The sequence below is a fragment of the Rhizobium freirei PRF 81 genome, assembly GCF_000359745.1.
GTDB lineage: Bacteria > Pseudomonadota > Alphaproteobacteria > Rhizobiales > Rhizobiaceae > Rhizobium > Rhizobium freirei.
In genome coordinates this window covers 422,330-445,341 of record NZ_AQHN01000089.1, presented here as the reverse complement: position 1 = coordinate 445,341, position 23,012 = coordinate 422,330, and the positions used below count along the sequence as shown (strand labels likewise).

At 61.5% G+C, this 23,012-nt stretch carries 21 protein-coding genes and 1 other RNA gene; 14 read left to right on the top strand and 8 right to left on the bottom strand.

Features of this window, described 5'->3' with window-relative positions; translation table 11 throughout:
• The first annotated feature begins 235 nt into the window (after nt 1-235).
• From RHSP_RS29815 to RHSP_RS29790, 6 genes are all read left to right on the top strand, one after another.
• The gene (locus tag RHSP_RS29815; RefSeq protein WP_004127838.1) at nt 236-2,623 is read left to right on the top strand and encodes a transglycosylase domain-containing protein; all 2,388 of its coding nucleotides are present in this window, start codon (nt 236-238) and stop codon (nt 2,621-2,623) included.
• A 293-nt stretch (nt 2,624-2,916) separates the two neighbouring features.
• Complete coding sequence (dnaK, locus tag RHSP_RS29810; RefSeq protein ID WP_037155287.1) at nt 2,917-4,833, top strand: molecular chaperone DnaK; 1,917 nt, start codon at nt 2,917-2,919, stop codon at nt 4,831-4,833.
• A 181-nt stretch (nt 4,834-5,014) separates the two neighbouring features.
• Nucleotides 5,015-6,160: a molecular chaperone DnaJ gene (dnaJ, locus tag RHSP_RS29805; protein WP_037155282.1), complete on the top strand. Its 1,146-nt coding sequence runs from the start codon at nt 5,015-5,017 to the stop codon at nt 6,158-6,160.
• Nucleotides 6,161-6,481: 321 nt separating this feature from the next.
• Complete coding sequence (gene recF / locus RHSP_RS34405; protein ID WP_004127828.1) at nt 6,482-7,609, top strand: DNA replication/repair protein RecF; 1,128 nt, start codon at nt 6,482-6,484, stop codon at nt 7,607-7,609.
• A 36-nt stretch (nt 7,610-7,645) separates the two neighbouring features.
• Nucleotides 7,646-8,416: a molybdopterin-synthase adenylyltransferase MoeB gene (locus RHSP_RS34400; protein ID WP_004127813.1), complete on the top strand. Its 771-nt coding sequence runs from the start codon at nt 7,646-7,648 to the stop codon at nt 8,414-8,416.
• Between the two features lie 5 nt (nt 8,417-8,421).
• Nucleotides 8,422-8,892 carry a GNAT family N-acetyltransferase gene (locus RHSP_RS29790; protein ID WP_200863312.1) on the top strand — a complete coding sequence of 157 codons (471 nt, stop codon included), beginning with the start codon at nt 8,422-8,424 and terminating at the stop codon, nt 8,890-8,892.
• Between the two features lie 104 nt (nt 8,893-8,996).
• Here the strand turns inward: RHSP_RS29790 and RHSP_RS29785 are convergent, their stop codons facing one another.
• On the bottom strand, nt 8,997-9,998 hold the full coding sequence (locus RHSP_RS29785) for a 2-hydroxyacid dehydrogenase (protein ID WP_037155276.1): 1,002 nt from the start codon (nt 9,996-9,998) through the stop codon (nt 8,997-8,999).
• Between the two features lie 190 nt (nt 9,999-10,188).
• Here RHSP_RS29785 and RHSP_RS29780 point away from each other — a divergent pair, with 190 nt between their 5' ends.
• Together RHSP_RS29780 and RHSP_RS29775 are read left to right on the top strand one after the other, a co-directional pair.
• The gene (locus RHSP_RS29780; protein WP_037155273.1) at nt 10,189-10,728 is read left to right on the top strand and encodes an SH3 domain-containing protein; all 540 of its coding nucleotides are present in this window, start codon (nt 10,189-10,191) and stop codon (nt 10,726-10,728) included.
• Between the two features lie 193 nt (nt 10,729-10,921).
• Entirely contained in the window at nt 10,922-11,533 is a 612-nt protein-coding gene (locus RHSP_RS29775; RefSeq protein ID WP_004127809.1) for a cadmium resistance transporter, read from the top strand.
• A 105-nt stretch (nt 11,534-11,638) separates the two neighbouring features.
• Here the strand turns inward: RHSP_RS29775 and RHSP_RS29770 are convergent, their stop codons facing one another.
• Entirely contained in the window at nt 11,639-12,631 is a 993-nt protein-coding gene (locus RHSP_RS29770) for an adenosine kinase (RefSeq protein WP_004127807.1), read from the bottom strand.
• Between the two features lie 502 nt (nt 12,632-13,133).
• On the opposite strand from RHSP_RS29770, the gene RHSP_RS29765 reads away from it, so the two are divergent.
• The gene (locus RHSP_RS29765) at nt 13,134-14,078 is read left to right on the top strand and encodes an AEC family transporter (protein ID WP_037155269.1); all 945 of its coding nucleotides are present in this window, start codon (nt 13,134-13,136) and stop codon (nt 14,076-14,078) included.
• A gap of 121 nt (nt 14,079-14,199) precedes the next feature.
• A complete protein-coding gene (locus RHSP_RS29760) occupies nt 14,200-15,357 on the top strand; it encodes a patatin-like phospholipase family protein (protein WP_004127804.1) in 1,158 nt (385 codons plus the stop codon).
• A 58-nt stretch (nt 15,358-15,415) separates the two neighbouring features.
• On the opposite strand, the gene RHSP_RS29755 is transcribed toward RHSP_RS29760, so the two are convergent.
• Complete coding sequence (locus tag RHSP_RS29755; RefSeq protein ID WP_004127802.1) at nt 15,416-15,994, bottom strand: c-type cytochrome; 579 nt, start codon at nt 15,992-15,994, stop codon at nt 15,416-15,418.
• Between the two features lie 151 nt (nt 15,995-16,145).
• Between RHSP_RS29755 and RHSP_RS29750 the strand changes: the two genes are divergently transcribed.
• Nucleotides 16,146-16,901 carry a 3-deoxy-manno-octulosonate cytidylyltransferase gene (locus tag RHSP_RS29750; RefSeq protein WP_037155266.1) on the top strand — a complete coding sequence of 252 codons (756 nt, stop codon included), beginning with the start codon at nt 16,146-16,148 and terminating at the stop codon, nt 16,899-16,901.
• Between the two features lie 24 nt (nt 16,902-16,925).
• Nucleotides 16,926-17,780 carry a prephenate dehydratase gene (locus RHSP_RS29745; RefSeq protein WP_037155262.1) on the top strand — a complete coding sequence of 285 codons (855 nt, stop codon included), beginning with the start codon at nt 16,926-16,928 and terminating at the stop codon, nt 17,778-17,780.
• Between the two features lie 141 nt (nt 17,781-17,921).
• Here the strand turns inward: RHSP_RS29745 and RHSP_RS29740 are convergent, their stop codons facing one another.
• The 5 genes from RHSP_RS29740 to RHSP_RS29725 all read right to left on the bottom strand — a co-directional run bounded on the left by RHSP_RS29740 (nt 17,922) and on the right by RHSP_RS29725 (nt 20,791).
• The gene (locus RHSP_RS29740; protein ID WP_004127798.1) at nt 17,922-18,290 is read right to left on the bottom strand and encodes a VOC family protein; all 369 of its coding nucleotides are present in this window, start codon (nt 18,288-18,290) and stop codon (nt 17,922-17,924) included.
• Nucleotides 18,291-18,410: 120 nt separating this feature from the next.
• Nucleotides 18,411-18,641, bottom strand: a complete 231-nt coding sequence (locus tag RHSP_RS34960) for a hypothetical protein (protein WP_004127794.1) — start codon at nt 18,639-18,641, stop codon at nt 18,411-18,413.
• Nucleotides 18,642-18,724: 83 nt separating this feature from the next.
• Entirely contained in the window at nt 18,725-19,411 is a 687-nt protein-coding gene (locus tag RHSP_RS29735) for a helix-turn-helix transcriptional regulator (protein WP_004127790.1), read from the bottom strand.
• A gap of 13 nt (nt 19,412-19,424) precedes the next feature.
• A complete protein-coding gene (nudC, locus tag RHSP_RS29730; RefSeq protein ID WP_037155259.1) occupies nt 19,425-20,384 on the bottom strand; it encodes an NAD(+) diphosphatase in 960 nt (319 codons plus the stop codon).
• Nucleotides 20,381-20,791, bottom strand: a complete 411-nt coding sequence (locus RHSP_RS29725; protein ID WP_081615376.1) for an HIT family protein — start codon at nt 20,789-20,791, stop codon at nt 20,381-20,383. The genes nudC and RHSP_RS29725 overlap by 4 nt, the downstream gene beginning before the upstream one ends.
• A 91-nt stretch (nt 20,792-20,882) precedes the next feature.
• On the opposite strand from RHSP_RS29725, the gene ffs reads away from it, so the two are divergent.
• Together ffs and RHSP_RS29720 are read left to right on the top strand one after the other, a co-directional pair.
• Nucleotides 20,883-20,979, top strand: an RNA gene (ffs, locus tag RHSP_RS34135) — signal recognition particle sRNA small type.
• Nucleotides 20,980-21,046: 67 nt separating this feature from the next.
• The gene (locus RHSP_RS29720; protein ID WP_004127781.1) at nt 21,047-22,924 is read left to right on the top strand and encodes a DNA polymerase III subunit gamma/tau; all 1,878 of its coding nucleotides are present in this window, start codon (nt 21,047-21,049) and stop codon (nt 22,922-22,924) included.
• Nucleotides 22,925-23,012: the final 88 nt, after the last annotated feature.

The window sequence follows — 23,012 nt, the reverse complement described above, 5'->3', positions numbered from 1 at the left end:
TGTTCTTAATCCCTCCTTAAATCGCCGCATTTAAAGTTCAGGCGGGATTTGATGTCTTCACGAGGGGGTTCGTGAGCGAATGGCAGGCGACGGCCTGTCCCGGAATCCGGGATCCATTTTTGAGCCGGCATACCGGTGCAGAGCGACCGCATGCGCGAGAGCACCTATGCCGCCGCTATGATCAGCCTGATGGAAGATACGACAACGCTAGGCATCGAGGTACGACCGGCCCGCAATGGCAGATAAGAAAAAGTCACGCCAGAGGATAGAACCATCCTTTTCCAGCGGTCGGGAACGCATCGATGACGGATTCAATGCCGGCGAGCGCATCGTCGGCCATAGGCGCGCGGTCAAGCGGTACGAAGAGCCCGAACCCGACGAAGATGACGACGACGACTATGAGGACGAGCCGGTGGTTGAGAAGTCGCGCCGTTCGCGCAGCCGCCGCAAGCCGGCCCGGCGTGCGCCACGCCGCGGCTTTTTCGGCTTCATCCGGTCAACGATCTATTGGAGCCTCGTGCTTTGCCTCTGGGCCGGTATCGGCCTTGCAGGTCTCGTCGCCTATTACGGATCGCGCATGCCGAGCGCCAGCACCTGGTCCATTCCCGAACGGCCGCCGAACGTCAAGATCACGGGTCTCGACGGCAATCTGATCGCCAATCGCGGCACGACCGGCGGCGAGGCCGTAACGCTCAGCGACATGTCGCCCTACATTCCCGAAGCCATCATCGCCATCGAGGATCGCCGCTTCTATTCGCATTTCGGCTTCGACCCGATCGGCCTTGGCCGCGCCGTCGTGACCAACGTCGTGACGGGACACGCCGCCCAGGGCGGCTCGACGCTGACGCAGCAGCTCGCCAAGAACCTGTTCCTGTCGCCGGACCGCACGCTGGAGCGCAAGGTGCAGGAAGTGCTGTTGGCGCTGTGGCTGGAGCATAAATACACCAAGGATCAGATCCTGACGATGTATCTGAACCGGGTCTATTTCGGCTCGAACGCCTATGGTGTCGAGGCCGCTTCGCGGCGCTACTTCAACAAGTCGGCCAAGGACGTCAATCTCGGCGAAGCGGCCATGCTGGCCGGTCTGGTCAAGGCGCCCTCGCGGCTTTCGCCCGCCCGCGACCCCGCGGCCGCCGAGGCCCGCGCCCAGCTGGTGCTGCAGGCCATGCGCGATCAGGGCTTCATCAGTGAATCCGACATCAAGACGGCGATGGCACAGCCGCCGACGCGAACCAAGAGCTATTGGAGCGGCGCGGAAAACTACGTTGCCGACATGGTCATGGATCAGCTGCCGAAGCTGATCGGCGGCCCCGTCAAGGAGGACCTGATTGTCGACACCACCCTCGACATGTCGCTGGAGGAGAAGGCCGAGAAGGCGCTCAGCGACGTGCTCGAAAAGGAGGGCAAGAAGCTGAACGCCTCGCAGGCCTCGCTCGTCTCCGTCGACGCGACGGGCGCCGTCCGCGCCCTGGTCGGCGGCCGCGACTATGCCCAGAGTCAGTTCAACCGCGCCGTCACCGCCAAGCGTCAGCCGGGCTCCGCCTTCAAGCCGTTCGTCTATACCGCAGCGCTGGAGGCGGGCCTGACGCCCAACTCGATCCGCAACGACCTGCCGGTCAAGATCGGCAATTGGGCACCGGAGAACTACGAGCAGCGCTATAGCGGCCCGGTGACGCTTGCGACCGCCGTGGCGAAATCGCTGAACACTGTTGCCGTCCAGCTCGTCGCCGAGGTCGGTCCCGAGCAGGTGATCAAGGTGGCGCACAGGCTCGGCATCGAATCCGATCTGCAGGCCAATGCCTCCATCGCGCTCGGCACCTCCGAAGTATCGCTGCTGGAACTGACCTCGGCCTATGCCACGTTCATGAACGGCGGCTTCAAAGTGGCGCCGCATGTCATCACCAAGGTGACGACCGCCTCCGGCAAGGTGCTCTACCAGACCAATACCGACAATCCGCAGCGAGTGCTGAACCCGGATATCGTCACCAACATGAACACGATGATGGCCGGCGTCATCGCGTCGGGAACCGGCAAGGCTGCCCGCATTCCCGGCTGGCAGGCCGCCGGCAAATCGGGCACGACGCAATCGTTCCGCGACGCGCTGTTTGTCGGTTTCACCGGCCATCTGACGACCGGCGTCTGGTTCGGCAACGACGACGGCAAGTCGATGCGCAAGGTGACCGGGGGCGGGCTGCCGGCCAAGGCGTGGAAGGAATTCATGGTCGCTGCCCATAAGGGCATCGCTCCGATGCCGATCTTCGGCGGCGGCCAAATCATCGACAGTGGCTTGCCGATGGCGCAGACGGAGCCGTTGGGCGACCAGCCGACGACGATCGGCAATATCATCTCAGGCGCCGGCAATGCGGGACAGCCGACCTTGCAGCAGCGGCCGTCGCAGCAGCCGATCCAGCCACAGGTCGTCAACCAGACCGCAGCCAATGAAGACCCGCAGGATCTGCCGCCGGCAAACCTCACCGACGACACCAACCCCTATAGTTCGAATCCCTACAATTCGAACCCCTATGACAGCGAGATCCCGCCCGCCGATGTCGGCGACAGCGGCCCGCCCAGGGCTGCGCGGCCGCATCGCACCTCGCTGCTCGACGTGATCCTCGGCCGATAAAATCGCAATTTTCTACCTTGCCGCTTGCATGGCTGCGGCAAGGCTGCTCAAATGCGCGATTGCTTCAAATCCACGGGCTCTTGGCGCAACTTCGGCCATGTGGAATTTGGGCGACAAACCATTCGTTTTGCTGGATTCCGGGTGATTTCCTGCCTTGCAGTCAGTAAAACCGCTACTTATATACGCGGCATCACCGCAGTCATGGCTGCGCAATCCTCAAGACCATCCCGTTAGGGGCTGTCAATGGAATGCCTGACAGGGGTTCCGACAGCTTGCTTCAAGGAGAGAATGATATGGCAAAAGTAATTGGTATCGACCTTGGAACCACAAATTCCTGCGTCGCCGTCATGGACGGTAAAGATGCGAAAGTGATCGAAAATGCCGAAGGCGCCCGCACGACCCCCTCGATGGTCGCCTTCTCCGACGACGGCGAACGTCTCGTCGGCCAGCCGGCCAAGCGCCAGGCTGTCACGAACCCCACGAACACCCTCTTCGCTGTCAAGCGCCTGATCGGCCGCCGCTACGAAGATCCGACCGTTGAGAAGGACAAGCATCTCGTCCCGTTCAACATTGTTCGCGGCGACAATGGCGACGCCTGGGTAGAAGCCAACGGCAAGGGCTATTCGCCCGCGCAGATTTCCGCAATGATCCTTCAGAAGATGAAGGAAACCGCCGAATCCTACCTCGGTGAGAAGGTCGACAAGGCCGTTATCACCGTTCCCGCATACTTCAACGACGCTCAGCGCCAGGCAACCAAGGATGCCGGCAAGATCGCCGGTCTTGAAGTTCTGCGCATCATCAACGAGCCGACGGCTGCAGCGCTCGCCTATGGCCTCGACAAGAAGGACGGCAAGACCATCGCCGTTTACGACCTTGGCGGCGGCACCTTCGATATCTCCATCCTGGAAATCGGCGACGGCGTCTTCGAAGTGAAGTCGACCAACGGCGACACCTTCCTCGGTGGTGAAGACTTCGACATGCGCCTCGTCGAATACCTCGTTGCCGAGTTCAAGAAGGACAACGGCATCGACCTCAAGGGTGACAAGCTTGCTCTGCAGCGCCTCAAGGAAGCTGCCGAAAAGGCCAAGATCGAACTTTCGTCCGCCCAGCAGACCGAAATCAACCTGCCGTTCATCACGGCAGACGCCACCGGCCCGAAGCACCTGACGCTGAAGCTGACCCGCGCCAAGCTGGAAAGCCTGGTCGACGATCTCGTCCAGCGCACCATCGCTCCGTGCAAGGCAGCGCTCAAGGATGCCGGCGTCACCGCTGCTGAAATCGACGAAGTCGTTCTCGTCGGCGGCATGAGCCGCATGCCGAAGGTACAGGAAGTCGTCAAGCAGCTGTTCGGCAAGGAGCCGCACAAGGGCGTCAACCCGGATGAAGTCGTCGCTCTCGGCGCCGCCATCCAGGCCGGCGTTCTGCAGGGCGACGTCAAGGACGTTCTGCTGCTCGACGTGACCCCGCTGTCTCTCGGCATCGAAACGCTCGGCGGCGTCTTCACCCGTCTGATCGAACGCAACACGACGATCCCGACGAAGAAGTCGCAGACCTTCTCGACCGCTGACGACAACCAGTCGGCCGTGACCATCCGCGTCTCGCAGGGCGAGCGCGAAATGGCTGCAGACAACAAGCTGCTCGGCCAGTTCGACCTCGTCGGCCTGCCGCCGGCGCCGCGCGGCGTCCCGCAGATCGAAGTCACCTTCGATATCGACGCCAACGGCATCGTCCAGGTTTCGGCCAAGGACAAGGGCACGGGCAAGGAACAGCAGATCCGCATCCAGGCTTCCGGTGGTCTTTCCGACGCCGACATCGAGAAGATGGTCAAGGATGCCGAAGCCCATGCTGCGGAAGACAAGAAGCGCCGCGAGGGCGTCGAAGCCAAGAACCAGGCTGAAAGCCTGATCCATTCCAGCGAGAAGTCGCTGAAGGATTACGGCGACAAGGTCACCGAAGCCGATCGCACCGCGATCTCCGACGCCATCGCAGCCCTGAAGACGGCAACCGAAGCTTCCGAACCGAATGCCGAAGACATCAAGGCCAAGACCCAGACGCTCATGGAAGTTTCCATGAAGCTCGGCCAGGCGATCTATGAGTCCCAGCAGGCGGAAGCAGCTTCGGGCGATCACTCGGCAGGCGGCAAGGACGACGTCGTCGACGCCGACTACGAGGAAATCAAGAACGAAGACGACCGCAAGCGGTCTGCATAAGCGCGAGCCGAAAGGTTCTCGAGGAACTACTGCGCCGCGCGTCCTTTTGGACGCGCAAAGGCCGCAGTGGAAATTAAAGTGGCGCGTAAGCCTTCCTTAAATTGCGCGAATTTAAGGGATTATGCGCATGATCCGGCTGCCTTCGGGCAGCCGGAAATCCATTTCCGGGGTCGAATGCTGAATGGCAAAAGCGGATTTTTACGAGACATTGGGCGTCTCCAAGACGGCGGACGAGAAAGAGCTGAAGAGCGCCTTTCGTAAGCTGGCGATGCAATTTCATCCGGACAAGAATCCGGACGACAGCAACGCCGAGCGGAAGTTCAAGGAAATCAACGAAGCCTACGAAACGCTCAAGGATCCGCAGAAGCGCGCAGCCTATGACCGCTATGGCCACGCTGCTTTCGAGCATGGTGGCATGGGCGGCGGCGGCGGTTTTGGCGCCGGCTTCGGCGGCGGCGGCTTCTCCGATATCTTCGAGGATATTTTCGGCGAGATGATGGGCGGCGGTCGCTCGCGCGGGCGCTCCTCTGGCGGTCGCGAACGCGGCGCCGATCTTCGCTACAACATGGAAATCTCGCTCGAAGAGGCCTTTAGCGGCAAGACGGCGCAGATTCGTGTGCCGACCTCGATCACCTGCGACGTCTGTTCCGGCTCTGGCGCCAAGCCCGGCACGCAGCCGAAGACCTGCGGCACCTGCCAAGGTTCCGGTCGCGTACGCGCCGCACAGGGCTTCTTCTCGGTCGAGCGCACCTGCCCCACCTGTCACGGCCGCGGTCAGATCATTCCCGATCCCTGCAGCAAGTGTCATGGCCAGGGCCGTGTGACCGAGGAGCGTTCGCTCTCCGTCAACATCCCGGCCGGCATCGAAGACGGCACGCGCATCCGCCTGCAGGGCGAAGGGGAAGCGGGCCTGCGTGGCGGGCCTTCCGGCGACCTCTATATCTTCCTTTCCGTCAAGCCGCATGAGTTCTTCCAGCGCGATGGCGCCGATCTCTATTGCGCCGTGCCGATCTCGATGACGACGGCGGCACTTGGCGGCACTTTCGATGTGGCAACGCTCGACGGCACCAAATCCCGCGTTACCGTTCCCGAGGGAACGCAGGTCGGCAAGCAATTCCGTCTGAAGGCCAAGGGCATGCCGGTGCTGCGTTCCAGCCAGGTTGGCGATCTCTATATCCAGATCCAGATCGAGACGCCGCAGAAGCTCACCAAGCGTCAGCGCGAACTGCTGCAGGAATTCGAGCAGATCTCTTCGAAGGACAACAATCCGGAATCGACGGGCTTCTTTGCCCGCATGAAGGATTTCTTCGACACCTTCAGCGACTGATTCGCGAATCAGACATGTTTCGCATGAATCCGGCCGGTGATTCGGCCGGATTTTTTGTTTGGTGCCGAATCACCGCCCTCGTGGTTCGAGACGGCCTTGCGGACCTCCTCACCATGAGGGGTGAATCTCTCATCCGGCCTGCAGTTCACCCTATCCTCTTCCTGCGCTCGCCATTCCACCCTCATCCTGAGCCTGTCGAAGGACGAGGGTGGCCCTTGACGGCGCTTCCATTCCATCGACACCACGAACCATCGGCAAAATCCTTGCACTTGGGCAGGGTTCGGCATACCCCTCGGCCATCGACACGAATCTCAAAGACCCATGCCGGACAAGGTTTTCATCTCGCGCCTGAAGCTCACCGACTTCCGCAATTATGCGGCAGCGGCGCTGACGCTTGACGAGCGACATGTGGTGCTGACCGGCGACAACGGCGCCGGCAAGACCAACCTGATGGAAGCGGTCTCGCTGCTGTCGCCCGGTCGTGGCCTGCGCCGGGCCAGCTATGCCGATGCCACTCGCATCCATGCGCCGGGTGGCTTTTCGATCTTTGCCGAGCTGGAAGGTATGGATGGCGTAGTCGAGATCGGCACCGGCATCGATACCACGGATGAATCGACCGCCCGCAGGCTGCGAATCAACGGGACGCCGGCCAAGACGGTTGACGAACTGACCGATCATTTGCGCGTTCTCTGGCTGACGCCGGCCATGGACGGCCTATTCACCGGCGGCTCTTCGGAACGCCGCCGCTTTCTCGATCGGCTGGTGCTGTCGCTCGATCCCGCCCATGGCCGCCGTGCCAGCGATTTCGAGCGCGCCATGCGCAGCCGCAACAAGCTGCTTTCGGAAGGGCGCTTCGATCCATCCTGGCTTGCCGGCATCGAGGAGCAGATGGCAAGCCTCGGCATCGCCATGGCCATCGCACGACAGGAGATGCTCGGCCTTCTCTCGCGGCTCGTCGCCGAAACGGGCGAGGCAACGCCATTTCCTTCGGCAGCACTGGAGCTTTCCGGCTTTCTCGACGGTCAATTCGACCGGCCGGCCGTCGATCTGGAAGATGCCTATGCCGCGATGCTGCGCGACGGACGCTACCGAGATGCCGCGGCCGGGCGCACGCTGGATGGACCGCACAGGGCCGATCTGCTGGTGCGCCACCGTGAAAAGGACATGGAGGCGGAACGCTGCTCGACGGGCGAGCAAAAGGCCTTGCTGGTCGGCCTGATCCTCGCCCATGCGCGCCTCGTGGGCAATCTCACGGGATATGCGCCGATCCTGCTGCTGGATGAAATCGCCGCCCATCTCGACGAGGGCCGGCGTGCCGCGCTTTTCGACCTGATCGACGGACTTGGAGGGCAGGCCTTCATGACCGGCACGGACAAAGCCATGTTCTCGGCGCTTGGCGAGCGCGCGCAATTCCTTACCGTTTCGCATGGCGGGATTACAAAATCCTAGCATCTCAAAATCGCCGATCATGATAGGATCGTCGCCATGGACCCTTTAAGCTCAGACGAAATCGCCCGCTACCAGCGTCACATCCTGCTGCCAGAAGTCGGCGGAACCGGCCAGCAGAAGCTGAAGGCTGCGAGCGTGCTTGTGATCGGCGCCGGCGGCCTCGGCGCTCCGGTGCTGCAATATCTTGCCGCCGCCGGCATCGGGACGCTCGGCATTGCCGACGATGACCGCGTTTCGCTGTCCAACCTGCAGCGACAGGTGATCCACGATACCGGCACCATCGGCGAGTTGAAGACGCAGAGTGCAGCCGACGCCATCGCGCGGCTCAATCCGCATGTGCGGGTCATCCGCTTCGAAGAGCGCTTTACGCCCGATACGGCGGCCCGGCACCTTGCAGGTTTCGATCTCGTTATCGACGGCTCCGACAATTTCGATACGCGCTACACCGCGGCGGACGCGGCCGAGGCGGCAAGCTTGCCGCTCGTGACGGGTGCGGTCGGGCGATTCGACGGATCGGTGACGACGCTGAAGCCCTACGAGAGCGATGCCGACGGCGCGGCCAATCCGCGCTATCGCGATCTCTTCCCTGCGCCACCGCCGCAGGGTCTCATCCCCAGTTGCGCCGAGGCGGGCATCATCGGCGCGTTGACCGGGGTCATCGGCACGCTGATGGCGATGGAAGCGATCAAGCTCATCACCGGTATCGGCGAACCGCTGATCGGCCGCCTGCTGCTGTACGACGCACTCGCGGCGCGCTTCGAGACTGTTCGTTATCGCCGCAAGCGCGCCAAAGTGGCGGCAGAATGAGCGATATCACGCTTCAACGCCTGGATGGCAGCTTTCATCGCTGGAGCGAATTGCTCGATCTCATTCTCGCTTCTTTCGCTTACATGAACGGACGGATCGACCCGCCCTCCTCCGCGCTCGCGCTGACAGCGCAGTCTCTTCAAGAAAAAGCGCGCAGCGAAATCGGCTATATCGCGCTGGACGATAACAATATAGTCGGCTGTGTATTTTGCCGCACCGAACCGAATACCCTCTATATCGGCAAGCTCGCCGTCCTGCCCCGTGCGCAAGGCAACGGGATCGGCAGGCGCCTGCTGACATCGGCGGAGGCCGAAGCACGCAGGCTGAGCCTTTTCACCCTGCGGCTGGAAACCCGCATCGAGCTCACCGAAAACCACGCCATGTTCGCCGGCTGGGGATTTCGGAAAACTGCCGAAAATCGTCATGCCGGCTTCGATCGCACCACGTCGATCGAGATGCGCAAGGTCCTGACCTAGAGCATTTCCGCTTTTCTTCGAATCGCGAAAACGCTCTATCTTCTTGTTTTATTCCGCATTCCGGACGGAAAATCGCTGCGCACTTTTCCTGGAATTGCTCCGGCTCAGCGAAACGGCAGCACGCGATTGGGCGGGCGATGACCGTCGATGAAGGTGCGGATGTTGATGATGACCTTGTCGCCCATGTCGATGCGGCCCTCGAGGGTCGCCGAGCTCATATGCGGCAGAAGTACCACCTTGCCCTCATTGGCGAGCTTCACCAGCTTCGGATTGACGGCGGGTTCGTTCTCGAACACGTCGAGGCCGGCGCCGGCGATCTTGCCTTCGCGCAGGATCTTGATCAGCGCCGCCTCATCGATGACATCGCCGCGCGCCGTGTTGACGATGTAGCTTGTCGGCTGCAGCAGCGCCAGGCGGCGGGCGGAGATCAAATGATACGTCGCAGGCGTAGACGGGCAGTTGACCGAAACGATGTCGACGCGGGCGAGCATCTGGTCGAGGCTGTCCCAATAGGTCGCCTCCAGTTCGTCCTCCGTCGCCGGATTGACCCGCTTGCGATTGTGATAATGGATCGAAAGGCCGAATGCCTTGGCGCGGCGGGCAACGGCGGTGCCTATGCGCCCCATGCCGACAATGCCGATACGCTTGCCGTGAATGCGTCGCCCCAGCATCCAGGTCGGCGACCATCCGGCCCATTCGCCGGGATTATCCGTCAGGACGCGGGCACCTTCCGCCAGCCGTCGCGGGACGGCGAGAATGAGCGCCATGGTCATGTCGGCGGTATCTTCGGTCAGGACATTGGGCGTGTTGGTCACGGTGATGCCGCGACGAGCCGCAGCTTCGACATCGATATGATCGGTGCCGTTGGAGAAACTGGCAATCAGCTTCATCTGAGGCCCGGCCTCATCGATCAGCTCAGCGTCGATGCGGTCCGTCACCGTGGGCACCAGCACGTCGACCGATCGGATAGCCTGAATGAGTTCGGTCTTGGTGCGCGGACGATCGTCAATGTTGAGTTCGGCATCGAAGAGCTCGCGCATCCGCGTTTCCACTGCATCCGGCAGTTTGCGCGTGACGTAGACTTTCGGTTTTTTCTTCGTCGTCATGGAGAGCGGCGATGCCTTGTTCAGATGTTGTTAACCAAAAAGCGGGATAATTTTCCCGTTCCGGGCATTTCTACCAGACCCGCAAGCGAAGACAAACAAAACTCGCAGGCGCGATCGGAGGATTTGCAACTGGCGGAGCAAAAGGGCGATGCAAGCAGCGCCCTTGTCATGACGAAAGAACGGAAATCCCATGCGTGGCAAGGCATCAAAGTCCTGCGCTATTTTCTCGATCGGCCTGATGATGGCCGTGGCAATGGCGGACCTTGCCGCCGCCCAGGCCGCCAAGGGGCCGAGCGGTTTGCCGCTGCCGCGCTTCGTCACGCTGAAATCCAAGCGCGTCAACTTGCGTATCGGCCCGAGCTCGGATTACGCCGTATCATGGCTCTATCTCAAGCAGGGGCTGCCAGTCGAAATCATTCAGGAATACGATAATTGGCGACGCATTCGCGATGCCGACGGCACCGAAGGCTGGGTCAACCAATCGCTGCTGTCGGGCCAGCGTTCGGCCATTGCCGCACCTTGGATGAAGGGCAAGGGCAAGGCCGTCTTCGTCAATATGCGCCGCGAAGCCCAGCCATCCGCCAGCGTCATCGCCAAGCTTCAGCCCGGCGTGATGATGAGCGTTCGCGAATGCACCGGCGACTGGTGCCACGTCACCGCCGACGGCACCGAAGGTTGGGTGGCGCAGTCCGAGATCTGGGGCGCCTATCCTGGCGAGGCTTTCAAGTAACGCTCCCAAAGACGTCCTGCGAGAAATGCCAAAGCGCATCGCAATTTTTCAGATTCGCTTCTTGCGCTTTGGATCTTTGATTCTACACATGTCGTTATCGCAAAACCGCTGCGCATTTTTACGCGACATGCTTTAGCGCGCAGCTTTTCCGGCGCGATGATAGGTCCCCACGTCGGAAAAGGAGGCAGCTGTCTTGGACTATCTACTGGGTGCTCTGGGCGTTGCAATCGTCGTGTTCGCATCAACGGATGTGGACGACCTCTTCGTCCTTCTCGGCTTCTTCGCCGATCCGAAATTCCGATTAAGGCAGATCATCATCGGCCAGTATCTCGGAATTGCCACCCTCTTTGGCGCCAGCGTCGCCGCCTCTCTTCTCGTGCTCGTCATTCCCGCAGCCTATATCGGCCTCCTCGGCTTGGCGCCGATCTATTTCGGTCTGAAGAGGTTATGGGAGGTCTGGAACGGCATCGACACGGGCGACAATCCCGAAGACCATGAGAAGGCTTCCGCCGGACACGGCAATATCGTGGCCGTCGCGCTCGTGACGATCGCCAATGGCGGCGACAATATCAGCGTCTATACGCCGCTCTTCGCCACACGCTCAGCCTATGAAATCCTCGCCTTCGGCTGCGTCTTTGCGATTCTGACAGCGGTCTGGCTCGGCGTTGCACATGCTCTCGTCAATCACCCGAAACTTGGCGCACCGATCAAGCGGCACGGGTATAGGGTCGTACCGTTCATCCTGATCGCGATCGGCGTCCTGATCCTCTACGAAGCCGGGACAGCAGGGCTTTTCTGGAACTAAAGCTCTCACGCGCTTCACGGCATCACAATGAAAGGGCCGCCCCGACGATCTGCCGAAGGCGGCTCCCATTGTCTGCATTCAAAAAGCTTCAGAGGCCAAGCCCGATCAGAGAAGACCGAATTTCTTGGCCTTTTCCGACAGCGATTGCATCGGCCGCGGGCCGATCTGCTCGATGACGGTTGCTGCGGCGAGGTTGCCGAGCTTGCCACAATCTTCCAGGCTACGGCCCTGCGTGTATCCGAACAGGAAACCGGCGGCGAAAAGATCGCCCGCGCCTGTCGTATCGACACGCTCTTCGATCGGATGGGCATCGACGATATAGCGTTCGTTGCCGCGTATGATCACGGCGCCATCCTTGCCAGTCGTCACGGCTGCGATCTTGCAATCGGCCGCAATCAGCGTCAGCGCCTTTTCGAAATCCTCGGTCTCGTAGAGCGACAGTGCCTCATCGCTATTGGCGAAGACGATATCGACGGTGCCCGAACGCATGAGATCGAGGAACTCCTCGCGATAACGGCCGACGCAGAAGCTGTCGGATAGCGTCATCGACATTTCACGGCCATTGGCATGGGCGATGCGGGCGCATTCGCGAATCGCTTCCTTGGCGCGCGGCGGATCCCAGAGGTAGCCTTCGAAATAGGTGACCTTGGCATCGGCGACGACATTTTCCTCGACATCTTCCGGGCCGAGTTCGACGCAGGCGCCGAGATAGGTGTTCATGGAGCGCTCGCCGTCCTCAGTCACGAAGATCATCGAGCGCGCCGTCGGCGGGAAAGTGCCCTTTGCCTTGGTCTGGTAGTGCACGCCCTGGGCGCGGATATCGTGAGCGAAGATCTCTCCGAGCTGGTCTTCGGCGACCTTACCGAAATAGGCGGCCCTGCCGCCGAAATTCGCGACGCCTGCCGCCGTATTGCCAGCGCTGCCGCCGGAGGCCTCCAAGGCCGGGCCCATACGCGAATAAAGCAGTTCGGCGCGTTCGGCGTCGATGAGGTTCATCGCGGCCTTGGTGATCTTGTTGTCGATCAGGAACTGATCATTGCAACGGGCGATAATGTCGACGATGGCGTTGCCAACGGTCAGTACATCGAAGCGAGTCATCTATAGGAGGATCCCGGTATTGGTGATAGCCGGTATCCGGTAATATCGGTTTTTCCGAAGTTTGGAAGAAGAATCAGCGTCGGCGCGGCCAACTTAATTGCAATCAGTCATTTGCCTGTCACTTTCTATGTTTAAATGCTTATCAAGCGGCTGGGATGGGAAGTTCGAAAGACTTCCGAGCCAGTCTGGGAAGGAATGATGCCTTCCGCCTCACCGGTACGCGGGCCGACCACGGATGAACTGGCGGCATGTGCACCGGGGGGACTCTCCGGCGAGACCGGACAAGTATGAGCGGGCCTAGCCCGCTTTTTTGTTTTTGCGGGCCTGACACCCACTGCGCATCGCGATCTTCCAGATTCGCTCCTAGCGCTTTAAGCTCTTGATTTTGTGCATGTCGTCCTCGCAAAATCACTGCACGCTTTTGCGCGACATGCTTTAAGCAAGCTGCTACAACTCCTCGATCGCCCTTCTCGAGCCACGATTTCCACGGCCCACGCCCGGCATGTCCGAAACTCTCACCGATGTCCTTCCTATCTTCCTGCTGATTCTCGTCGGCTGGGTCATCGTCCGCACCGGCCTGTTGAAGGCCGATGTCGGCGAGGCGATGAGCGAGTTCGTCTTCAAGATCGCCGTGCCGCTCCTGTTGTTCCGGACCATCGCCGAAGCGGATTTTCGCGGCGCTTCGCCGTTTCGATTGTGGATCGCCTATTTTTCCGGCGTCGCCGTGACCTGGGCCGCCGGCCATATCGTGGCCACACGGCTGTTTGGGCGGGATGCGCGTATCGGCGTTCTGGCCGGCGTCTCCTCGGCCTTTGCCAATACGATCTTCATCGGCCTGCCGCTTGTCGGCCGCACGGTCGGACCGGATGGCGTCATGGCCATGTCGATCCTGATCGCCGTGCACCTGCCGACGATGATGATCGCCGGCACGCTGCTGATGGAACAGGCGGAACGCAAGGAAAATGCCGGGGCCGGCCGCACCACCGGCGAACTGCTGCGGCAGGTCGGCCGGAATCTGGTGCGCAATCCGCTGGTCATCGGCCTTTTCTGTGGCCTTATCGTCCACCTGACCGGCATTCGCATCCCCGCCACGCTCCGCAGCGTCGTCGACAGCATCGCCAATATCGCCGGACCGGCTGCGTTGATTTCGCTCGGCATGGCGCTGCGCCAATACGGGCTTTCGGGCAATCTCGGCATCACAAGCGCCATTGCCGCCTTCAAGCTGTTCCTGCTGCCGGCCTGCGTGCTGGCGGCCGGTCATCTCCTTGGCCTGAGCCCGGAATGGCGGGCCGCATTGGTGCTCACCGCTGCCGTTCCCACAGGTGTGAACGCCTGGCTGATTGCCAATCGCTTCGGCGTCGGTCACAGTCTCGCCGCCTCGACGATCACCTTGACGACAGCGCTCGGGGCATTTTCGGTGTCGCTTTGGGCCTATTTGCTCGCATAGCGCAGGCTTTGGCCCGCCGATTCGCAATGACATGTCTCCGCATCCGGAGAAGCAGGCAGGAAAATGGTCATAGTTTTGCGCATCCCGGCCTTCCCACCCGGAGCGCAGCAAAGGATGGCACATGAATATTGCAGCTCCGCATACCAATCCCGCGTCGGCCTATTCGCACAAAGTGTTCGTACTTCAGGGCGGCGGCGCGCTCGGTTCCTATCAGGCCGGCGCCTTTCAAGCACTCAGAGAACAGAATATCGACCCGGACTGGATCGCCGGCATCTCGATCGGCGCCATCAACGCTTCCATCATGGCCGGCAACGTGCCCGGAGAGCGGCTTGAGAAACTGCGCTCCTTCTGGAACAAGGTCACCATCCAGCTTCCCGTCGATGTTCTGATGGAACGACAGCGCGAGACCAGCCCCTTCTATCGCACGGTCAGCAGCTGGTGGGTATCGACCTTCGGAGCGCCGGGCTTCTTTTCCCCCTGGCAGATCCCCGCCTGGTTCCAGGCACGCGGCTCGGCAGGCGCGACCAGCATCTACGATACCGAGCAATTGCGCCAGACGCTGCTCGACCATGTCGATTTCGACCGAATCAATCACGGCCCCGTGCGGCTAAGCCTCGGCGCCGTCAACGTGCGGACCGGCAACTTCGCCTTCTTCGACAACAGGGATATCAAGATCGCGCCGGAACACATCATGGCGAGCGGCGCCCTGCCGCCGGGCTTTCCGGCCATCAAGATCGGCAGTGAATACTACTGGGACGGCGGCCTGGTCTCCAACACGCCGCTCACCTACGTGCTGCGCAATGGCGCAAGCGTCGATACGGTGGTGTTTCAGGTCGATCTCTTCAGCGCCGTCGGCCCCTTGCCGCAGGACCTCGAGGAAGTCGAGGAACGACGTAAGGACATCACCTATTCCAGCCGTACGCGCCTCAACACCGATCTCTTCCTGGAGCGTCATCGCCTGCGTCGCGCCATATCGGAACTTTATGCGCGGCTTCCCGAAGAGGCCAAGGCCGATCCGGAGATCAAGAAGCTGGAGAAGCATTGCTCGGACTATGGCGTCACCATCATCCATCTGATCTACCGCAACAAGCAGTTCCGGTCGAACTCCAAAGATTACGAGTTTTCGTCGCTATCGATGCACGAGCATTGGGAGGCCGGCCTGCGCGATGCCAGAAAGGCGCTGATCGCGGAGGACTGGCGCAAACCGCCAAGCGCCGAAGATGGGCTGAAGGTCTTCGACCTCGATCAAAGGACGCGTTCACGCCGGCATTCGATCTGATTCGCAACCGCGAAAAACCCGGCCTCGACGGCCGGGTTTTCAATCCTTCATGCGGTTTTTAGTTCGTAGCAGCCGGCGCGTTCGGGTCCGGCAGCGGCACCTGCGTATCGGCGAGCGTGCGCAGGTAGGCAATCACGTTGGCGCGATCCTCTTCCTTGGGCAGGCCTGCAAAGCCCATCGCGGTTCCCGCAACGAACTTCTTCGGGGAAGCCAGGAAGTGATAGAGGTGATCGTAGGTCCACTTCTGCGAGCCGCCCTTGGAAAAATCCTTCATGCCGGCCGAATAGGCGAAGCCCTCATGCTCGGCGACCGGGCGATCGACGATACCCCAGAGATCCGGGCCAACCTTGTTCGGCCCCCCCTTCTCTCCGGAATGACAGGCCTGACACTTCTTGAAGATCGTCTCGCCGACCTTGGCATCCGCCTTCTGCATCAGCTGAGCGATCGGCGTATCCGGCTTGGCGGCTGCGCCCTTGTCACCGCCGGCTGCCGGTTCTTCGGCGGCAGCAATGGCAAAACCCGGCTTTTCCGGTGTCTCTGAATGGAAAATAAATCCTGACGCGAGCGACACGGACTTCAACACGAACAGCGTGGCCAAAAGTGCCCCGACTCCCATGTTCACGTAGGATGAATTCATCTGCTATGCTCCCCTCGCCGCCAGCATCCTCAGCCGGCCCATCTTGAATTCGCGCGAAACCTATGTCTTTTGGCTGTTTCTTGCAACTCTGTAAACGGCCTCCACCGTGAGACGTTTTGACACTTTTCCTGCAGGAATAGAAGGCCCAACAATGACAGATTCAAATTTAGACAAGACGCTGGTCCTTATTCCCGCCCGAATGGCCTCCACCCGCCTGCCGGGGAAGCCGCTCGCTGACATTTGCGGCCTGCCCATGATCGTACAGGTTGCCAAGCGTGCGCGCGAGGCGGCGATCGGTCGCATCGTCGTCGCCGTCGACCATCAGGATACCTATGACGCGGTCGCCAAAGCCGGCTTCGATGTCGTCATGACGCGAGGCGATCATCAGTCCGGCTCGGACCGCATTTACGAGGCGCTGCAGGCCGTAGACCCGCACGGCCGCGCCGAAATCGTCGTCAACGTGCAGGGCGACCTGCCGACGATCGATCCCGAGACCATCCGCGCCTCACTGCGTCCGCTCGAAGATCCGGCCGTCGACATCGCCACGCTGACCGTCGAGATCAAGGACGAGGAAGAGAAGACGCTGCCGAGCGTGGTCAAGGTGGTCGGCTCGGCCATTTCACCCAGCCGCCTGCGCGCGCTTTACTTCACCCGTGCCACCGCCCCTTACGGCAACGGCCCGCTCTACCATCATATCGGCCTCTACACTTATCGCCGCGCAGCTCTGGAGAAATTCGTGAGCCTCGGCCCATCGACGCTCGAGCGGCGCGAATCGCTGGAGCAGCTGCGGGCGCTGGAAGCCGGCATGCGCATCGATGTGGAGATCGTTGACACGGTCCCGCTCGGTGTCGATACTCCCAAGGACCTTGAAAAGGCCCGACGCATTCTTTCCGCCGCCTCTCTCTGACGGCATTCCCCCAAAGGCAGTCCCATGATCACCAAGACCAACAAGATCTCCTTCCAGGGCGACTACGGCGCCAATTCCGATATGGCGAGCCGTGACATGTTCCCGACCATGGAGCCGCTGCCCTGCCAGACCTTTGAGGACGCCTTTACTGCGATCGACAATGGCGAAGCCGATCTCGGCATGATCCCGATCGAGAACACCATTGCCGGGCGCGTCGCCGACATCCACCACCTGCTGCCGGAATCGCGCCTGCATATCGTCGGCGAATATTTCATGCCGATCCGCTTCCAGCTGATGGTGCTGCCAGGCGTCAAGAAGGAAGAGATCCGCACGGTGCATAGCCACATCCATGCGCTCGGCCAGTGCCGCAAGATCGTGCGCGCCAATGGCTGGAAGCCGGTCATCGCCGGCGATACCGCCGGTGCCGCCAAGCTGGTGAAGGAAACCGGCGACCGCAGCATGGCAGCGCTGGCGCCACGGCTGGCGGCCGACCTCTACGGCCTGGAAATCATTGCCGAGAATGTCGAGGATACCGAAGACAACATGACGCGCTTCGTCGTGCTGTCGCGTGACGAGAACTGGGCGGAGCGCAGCTCGCCAGAGGAGAAGATCGTCACCACCTTCGTCTTCAACGTGCGCAACATTCCAGCCGCACTCTACAAGGCGCTCGGCGGCTTTGCCACCAACGGCATCAACATGACGAAGCTGGAAAGCTATCAGCTCGGCGGCCGTTTTGTCGCGACGCAGTTCTATGCCGACATCGAGGGCCATCCCTCCGATGCGCATGTGCGCCGTGCGCTGGAAGAATTGCGCTTCTTCTCCGAAAAGGTCCGCATCCTCGGCGTCTACAAGGGCCATCCGATGCGGGGCGATCTCTAAGTCTTCCCGTTGAGCCCCCTCATCCGGCCTCCTGAGCCTCCGAAGGGCGGCCGCCTTCTCAAGCGAGGGTACAGAGGTCTTCCCCTCCCTCCGCGAGCGGGGGAGAGGGCTAGAGTGAGGGGCAAGCCCTACGCTATCGCCTTACTTATCCGGCTCACAAACGCGGAGGCGATGGCCGTCCGGATCGAGCACGACGAAAGTCGGGCCGAAATCCATCGTCGTCAGTTCCTGCGCGATCGGCAGGCCGCGCGCCTTCCATTCCTTGTAGTGCTTCTCGACCGCACCTTCGCCCTCGACCATGAAGCCCAGTTCGCCGCGATTGCCGATGGCGGAGGGCTGCGGCTCGACGCTACTGCGGCGCCAGAGGCCGAGGTTGAAACCATTGTCGAGCGCGAAAGCCACGAAAGTCGGCGAAGCGAAAGCCGGCTCGCGGCCGAGCAGATCCTTGTAGAACGGCGTGCTTTCGGCCGGATCCTTGACGTAGAAGATGATGAGGTTTGGACTGGTCATTTGGATATTCCTCTCGGTTGTTGTGGATATGAAGGCATGATGGTTGCTGACCGGCGGACAGGCGGTGCCTGCCGGTGATGAATGCGTTGGCGGATAGTCCGATGGTTATGAGGATGCGCGTCAGCGCATCCCGTTTTCCTCGCGATACGGGGCATGCCCGTCGAGGAAGCCGAGATCGCGCTTCACGAAATCCGGCGTCTCATCAAGATCGAGGCGATAACGGCAGCCGACGAAATATCGACCTGCAATCTGCAGAAGGTGCTTTAGCCACGCAAACGGAGAGAAGCCCCTGTCTTCGCGCGCCACGACGCCGTGTGTTTCCCTCGAGACGATAAGAACTGGGCTTGCCATGATCGGTGCTCCTTCCTGCTTGGATGGTGCCCATCATAGTCATGCCTACTGACAGTTTCTGGCAGTAGCGTTGAGTCGGCCAATCAATTGTGGGCAATGCCCTCTTTGGCCTGCCATTCCTTTGCGAGGACAACACGGCGGCGCGGATAGCGTGCCTCCAGCACGGCGAAATCGACGATGCGGTCGGCGCGGAAATGGCGGTAGTCCTGCCGCAGCTCGCACCAGGCCATGATGATGCGCGAATTGTCGAAATAGCCGAGTGCAAAAGGCCAGATGCGCCGGGTCGAAATAGTGCCGTTCACGTCGCCATAGGTCAGCTGTACCATGCGCTCGGTGCGGATCGCCTTGCGCATGAGCGAGAGGTCGGCCTTGTCCTCGGTGATGCGCCGCGTGCCGACGACCACCGCGGCCTGATCGATCGCCTCGCGCATTTCGGCGGGCAGCACGGCGGCGATCTTGGCAAGAGCATCGGCGCCGGCCGCCGCCAGTCGCGAATCGGTCGCGCGGGCCACCCATCGCGACCCCAGCACCAGCGCCTCGATCTCGTCCTGAGAGAACATCATCGGCGGCAGCATGAAGCCGGGCTTCAGCACATAGCCGATACCAGGCTCACCATCGATCATGGCGCCCTGCGACTGCAGGCTGGCGATATCGCGGTAGAGCGTGCGCAGGCTGACGCCGGTTTCCTCCGCCAAGACCGCACCACTGACCGGGCGGCGGTAGCGCCGCAGCGTCTGCAACAGCGTCAGCAATCGTTCCGAGCGGGCCATGGCAAGACAGAACCTAGCGTTTCCACTCCACCCAGTCGCGCATCAGGCGATGGGCGATGGCGCCCTTGGGCGGAGACGTATTGCCTGATGCCGAGACGTGGTCGAGCATGGCAAGCGTTTCTTCCGGCGTGAACCAGCGGCAATCCTCAAGCTCGGCATCATCCATATGGATTTCGGTCGACTTCGCCTCGGCGTAGCAGCCGATCATCAGCGAATGCGGCATCGGCCAGGGCTGGGAGGCATGATAACGCACACGACCGGTATGAATACCCGATTCCTCATAGGTCTCGCGACGCACGGCATTCTCGATAGTTTCGCCCGGCTCGACGAAGCCGGCCAGACAGGAATACATGCCCGGCGCGAAATGGTGGCTGCGGCCGAGCAGGCAGCGATTGCGCTCCTCGTCGATCGTCAACATGATGACGACCGGGTCGGTGCGCGGGAAGATCATGTGTTCGCAGGCCGTGCATACCCGCTTGTAACCGCCGATGCGGCTTTCCATGATCGATCCGCAACGGCCGCAGAAGCGATTGTCGCTGTTCCAGCGAACAAGACTCATGCCCTGCGCCGCCTCGCCCAGGATTTCCCCTTCCAGCAGAAGATCGCGCCAGAGCGAGCGCATGTCGGCCGGCTTGTAATGGCTGGCAAGTTCGTCCGCATTGATGCGCACCGGCACGGCCAGCCGGGGCTCGCCGGTGTTGCGATAGCCGAGCAACACGGCTTCATCCCAATTCGGATCAAGGTCCTGCAGCTCGTAGCGGGCAAATAGCGGGTCGAGCACCTGCCCGTCATGTTTCAAGACCAGCCGATCCTGGGCAAAGGCCAGGATATGCGTGCCTTCCTTGGCCAGTGCATGCTTGATCGATTCCTCGTCGCGATGCTCGGCATCCCGGTTGAGCTGGTTTTCCGCAAAGGCGGTGAGACTGCTGGCTTCCGGATGCGGCGCATCCGAGGAAAAGATGGAATGGCTCATTGTGAAAGCGTTTCCCGCAACTTGGCTATGAGGCTGTTCATGTCTTCGTCCGAATAGGGCTCCGCCTTGCCGTAGCCCCAGACCGGGCCTGGCCAGTTGGCATCCCCTTCGAACCGCGCAATGACATGAACATGCAGCTGACGGACGATATTTCCAAGTGCCCCGACGTTGATTTTTGTGGCACCCGTCAGCGTCTTCAGCGCACTTGCGACCTTGTCCGTTTCGAAGGTCAGCAAGACCCGATCGAGCGGGGTCAGATCGAAAACCTCCGATTTGTCCGGGCGGCGCGGGATCAGCACAAGCCAGGGCCAGCGGCGATCCTTCATCAGCCGCACGTCGCAAAGGCCTGTGATGGCGACGGAAACGCTGTCATTCGCCAGACGATCGTCGAGCGCAAACTCCTTCAAGGGGGCATCCTCCATTGTTTTATCAAATGTTTAGCAGTTTTTTTTGACCTTGGCTTGCTTTTGATGACGATATTGCCGATATGTGCATCCGGGAGGTTGGTGGTGGACGAGCCACTCGCCAACCGGGTCAGGTCCGGAAGGAAGCAGCCCTAACGAGCCCGGCACGGGTCATCGTGCCAGCCTCCCACCCTTTCTGAAAGCAAGACCCGGCTTTCGCCGGGCTATAAGCTAGGGCACCGGGCAATAAGCAGGGCGATGAGCGACAGCGAGCGACAAGCAAAAGATGCCGCCTCGACCGGCACCGGTTACCGGGTACTGGCCCGCAAATACAGACCCAAGGACTTCACGGACCTGATGGTCGGCCAGGAGCCGATGGTTCGCACGCTGACCAACGCGTTCGAGACCGGACGCATCGCGCAGGCCTATATGCTGACCGGCGTGCGCGGCGTCGGCAAGACGACGACCGCCCGCATCCTTGCGCGCGGCCTCAACTACAAGACCGCATCGATCGATCGGCCCACCATCGACCTGCGCGAACCCGGCGAGCATTGCCAGGCGATCATGGAAGGCCGGCATGTCGACGTCATCGAGATGGACGCCGCCTCGCATACCGGTATCGACGATATCCGGGAGATCATCGAGCAGGTGCGCTACCGTCCGGTTTCGGCCCGCTACAAGGTCTACATCATCGACGAAGTGCATATGCTGTCGACGGCGGCCTTCAACGGGCTATTGAAGACGCTGGAAGAGCCGCCCGAGCATGTGAAATTCATCTTCGCCACCACCGAAATCCGCAAGGTGCCGATCACGGTGCTGTCGCGCTGCCAGCGATTCGATCTGCGCCGCATCAGCGCCTCCGATCTCGTCGGCCTTTTCACCACCATCGCCGGCAAGGAAGGCATCGAGGCTGAGCCGGAAGCGCTCGCCATGATCGCCCGTGCTGCCGAAGGCTCGGCGCGCGACGGTCTGTCGCTGCTCGACCAGGCGATCGCCCATGGCAGCGGCTTCGTCGCTGCCGAAGCGGTACGTGCGATGCTTGGGCTTGCCGACCGCGCCCGCATCGTCGATCTCTTCGGCCATATCGTCAAAGGCGACGTTTCGGCAGCGCTTGCCGAATTCAACAGCCAGTATGAAGCCGGCGCCAATCCTGTCGTCGTGCTGACAGACCTTGCCGATTTCACCCATCTCGTCACCCGCCTCAAATATGTGCCCGACGCCGCCGACGATCCGTCGCTGAGCGAAGTCGAGCGCACGAAAGCAATGGAATTTGCCCAGGGTGTGGCGGTGACGGCGCTGTCGCGCATCTGGCAGATGCTGCTCAAGGGCATTGCCGAGACGGAAAATGCCTCGCGCACCGCGGGTGCTGCCGAAATGGTGCTGATCCGGCTGGCGCATGCCGCCCACCTTCCGGCGCCGGAAGATGCGGCACGCAGGCTGGCGGAATTTTCCGAGGGCAATGGCGGCTCCCGCCCATCTCCGTCGGCACCGATGGGCAACGGCGGCGGAGGAGCGATTTCCTATCAAGGCAACGCCATGGCGCGAGCCGTCGAAACGCCGGCACCACGCCCCGCGCCTTCGGCACCGGTCGCCATGTTGCGCGCCGTGCCCAATACGCAGCCGGATTCGCAACCCGTCGGCCGCATCGAGCAGAGGCCTGCCGAAGCCCCGAAGCCGCTCGTGCCGGTCAACTCGATGGCCGATATTGCCGAGCTTGCCAGCCAGAAGCGCGATCCGAAGCTGAAGGCGCTGGTCCGCACCTTCGTGCGCCCGGTCAAGCTGGAGCCGGGCCGGCTCGATGTCAGCCTGACGCCAGGCGCTCCCGGCACGCTGCTGAACGAACTGGCCGTCAAGCTGAAGGAATGGACCGGCATCCATTGGATCGTCAGCCTCAGCCGCGAAGAAGGCCAGCCGACGCTGGTAGAGGCCGAGGCCAACGCACAGAAGCAACGGGTCGCCGATGCGCGGCAGGACCCCGATGTCGCGGCAATCCTCGCTCAATTTCCGGGCGCAAAGATCATCGACGTGCGGGTGCGGGCACCCGAGACGGACGACGAAGAGGAAGCCGCGGCTCCGCCGGCAGCCGCCGAATCCGTCGATGGCGATATCCTGCCGGGCGACGATATAGAATTCTAAGGCTAAGATGGGCGGCAGCGAAACCGTATCGGCTTGACGCCGGCGGCAACCATGGCGGCATATCCTGGCCGAAGAGAAACAGACACTT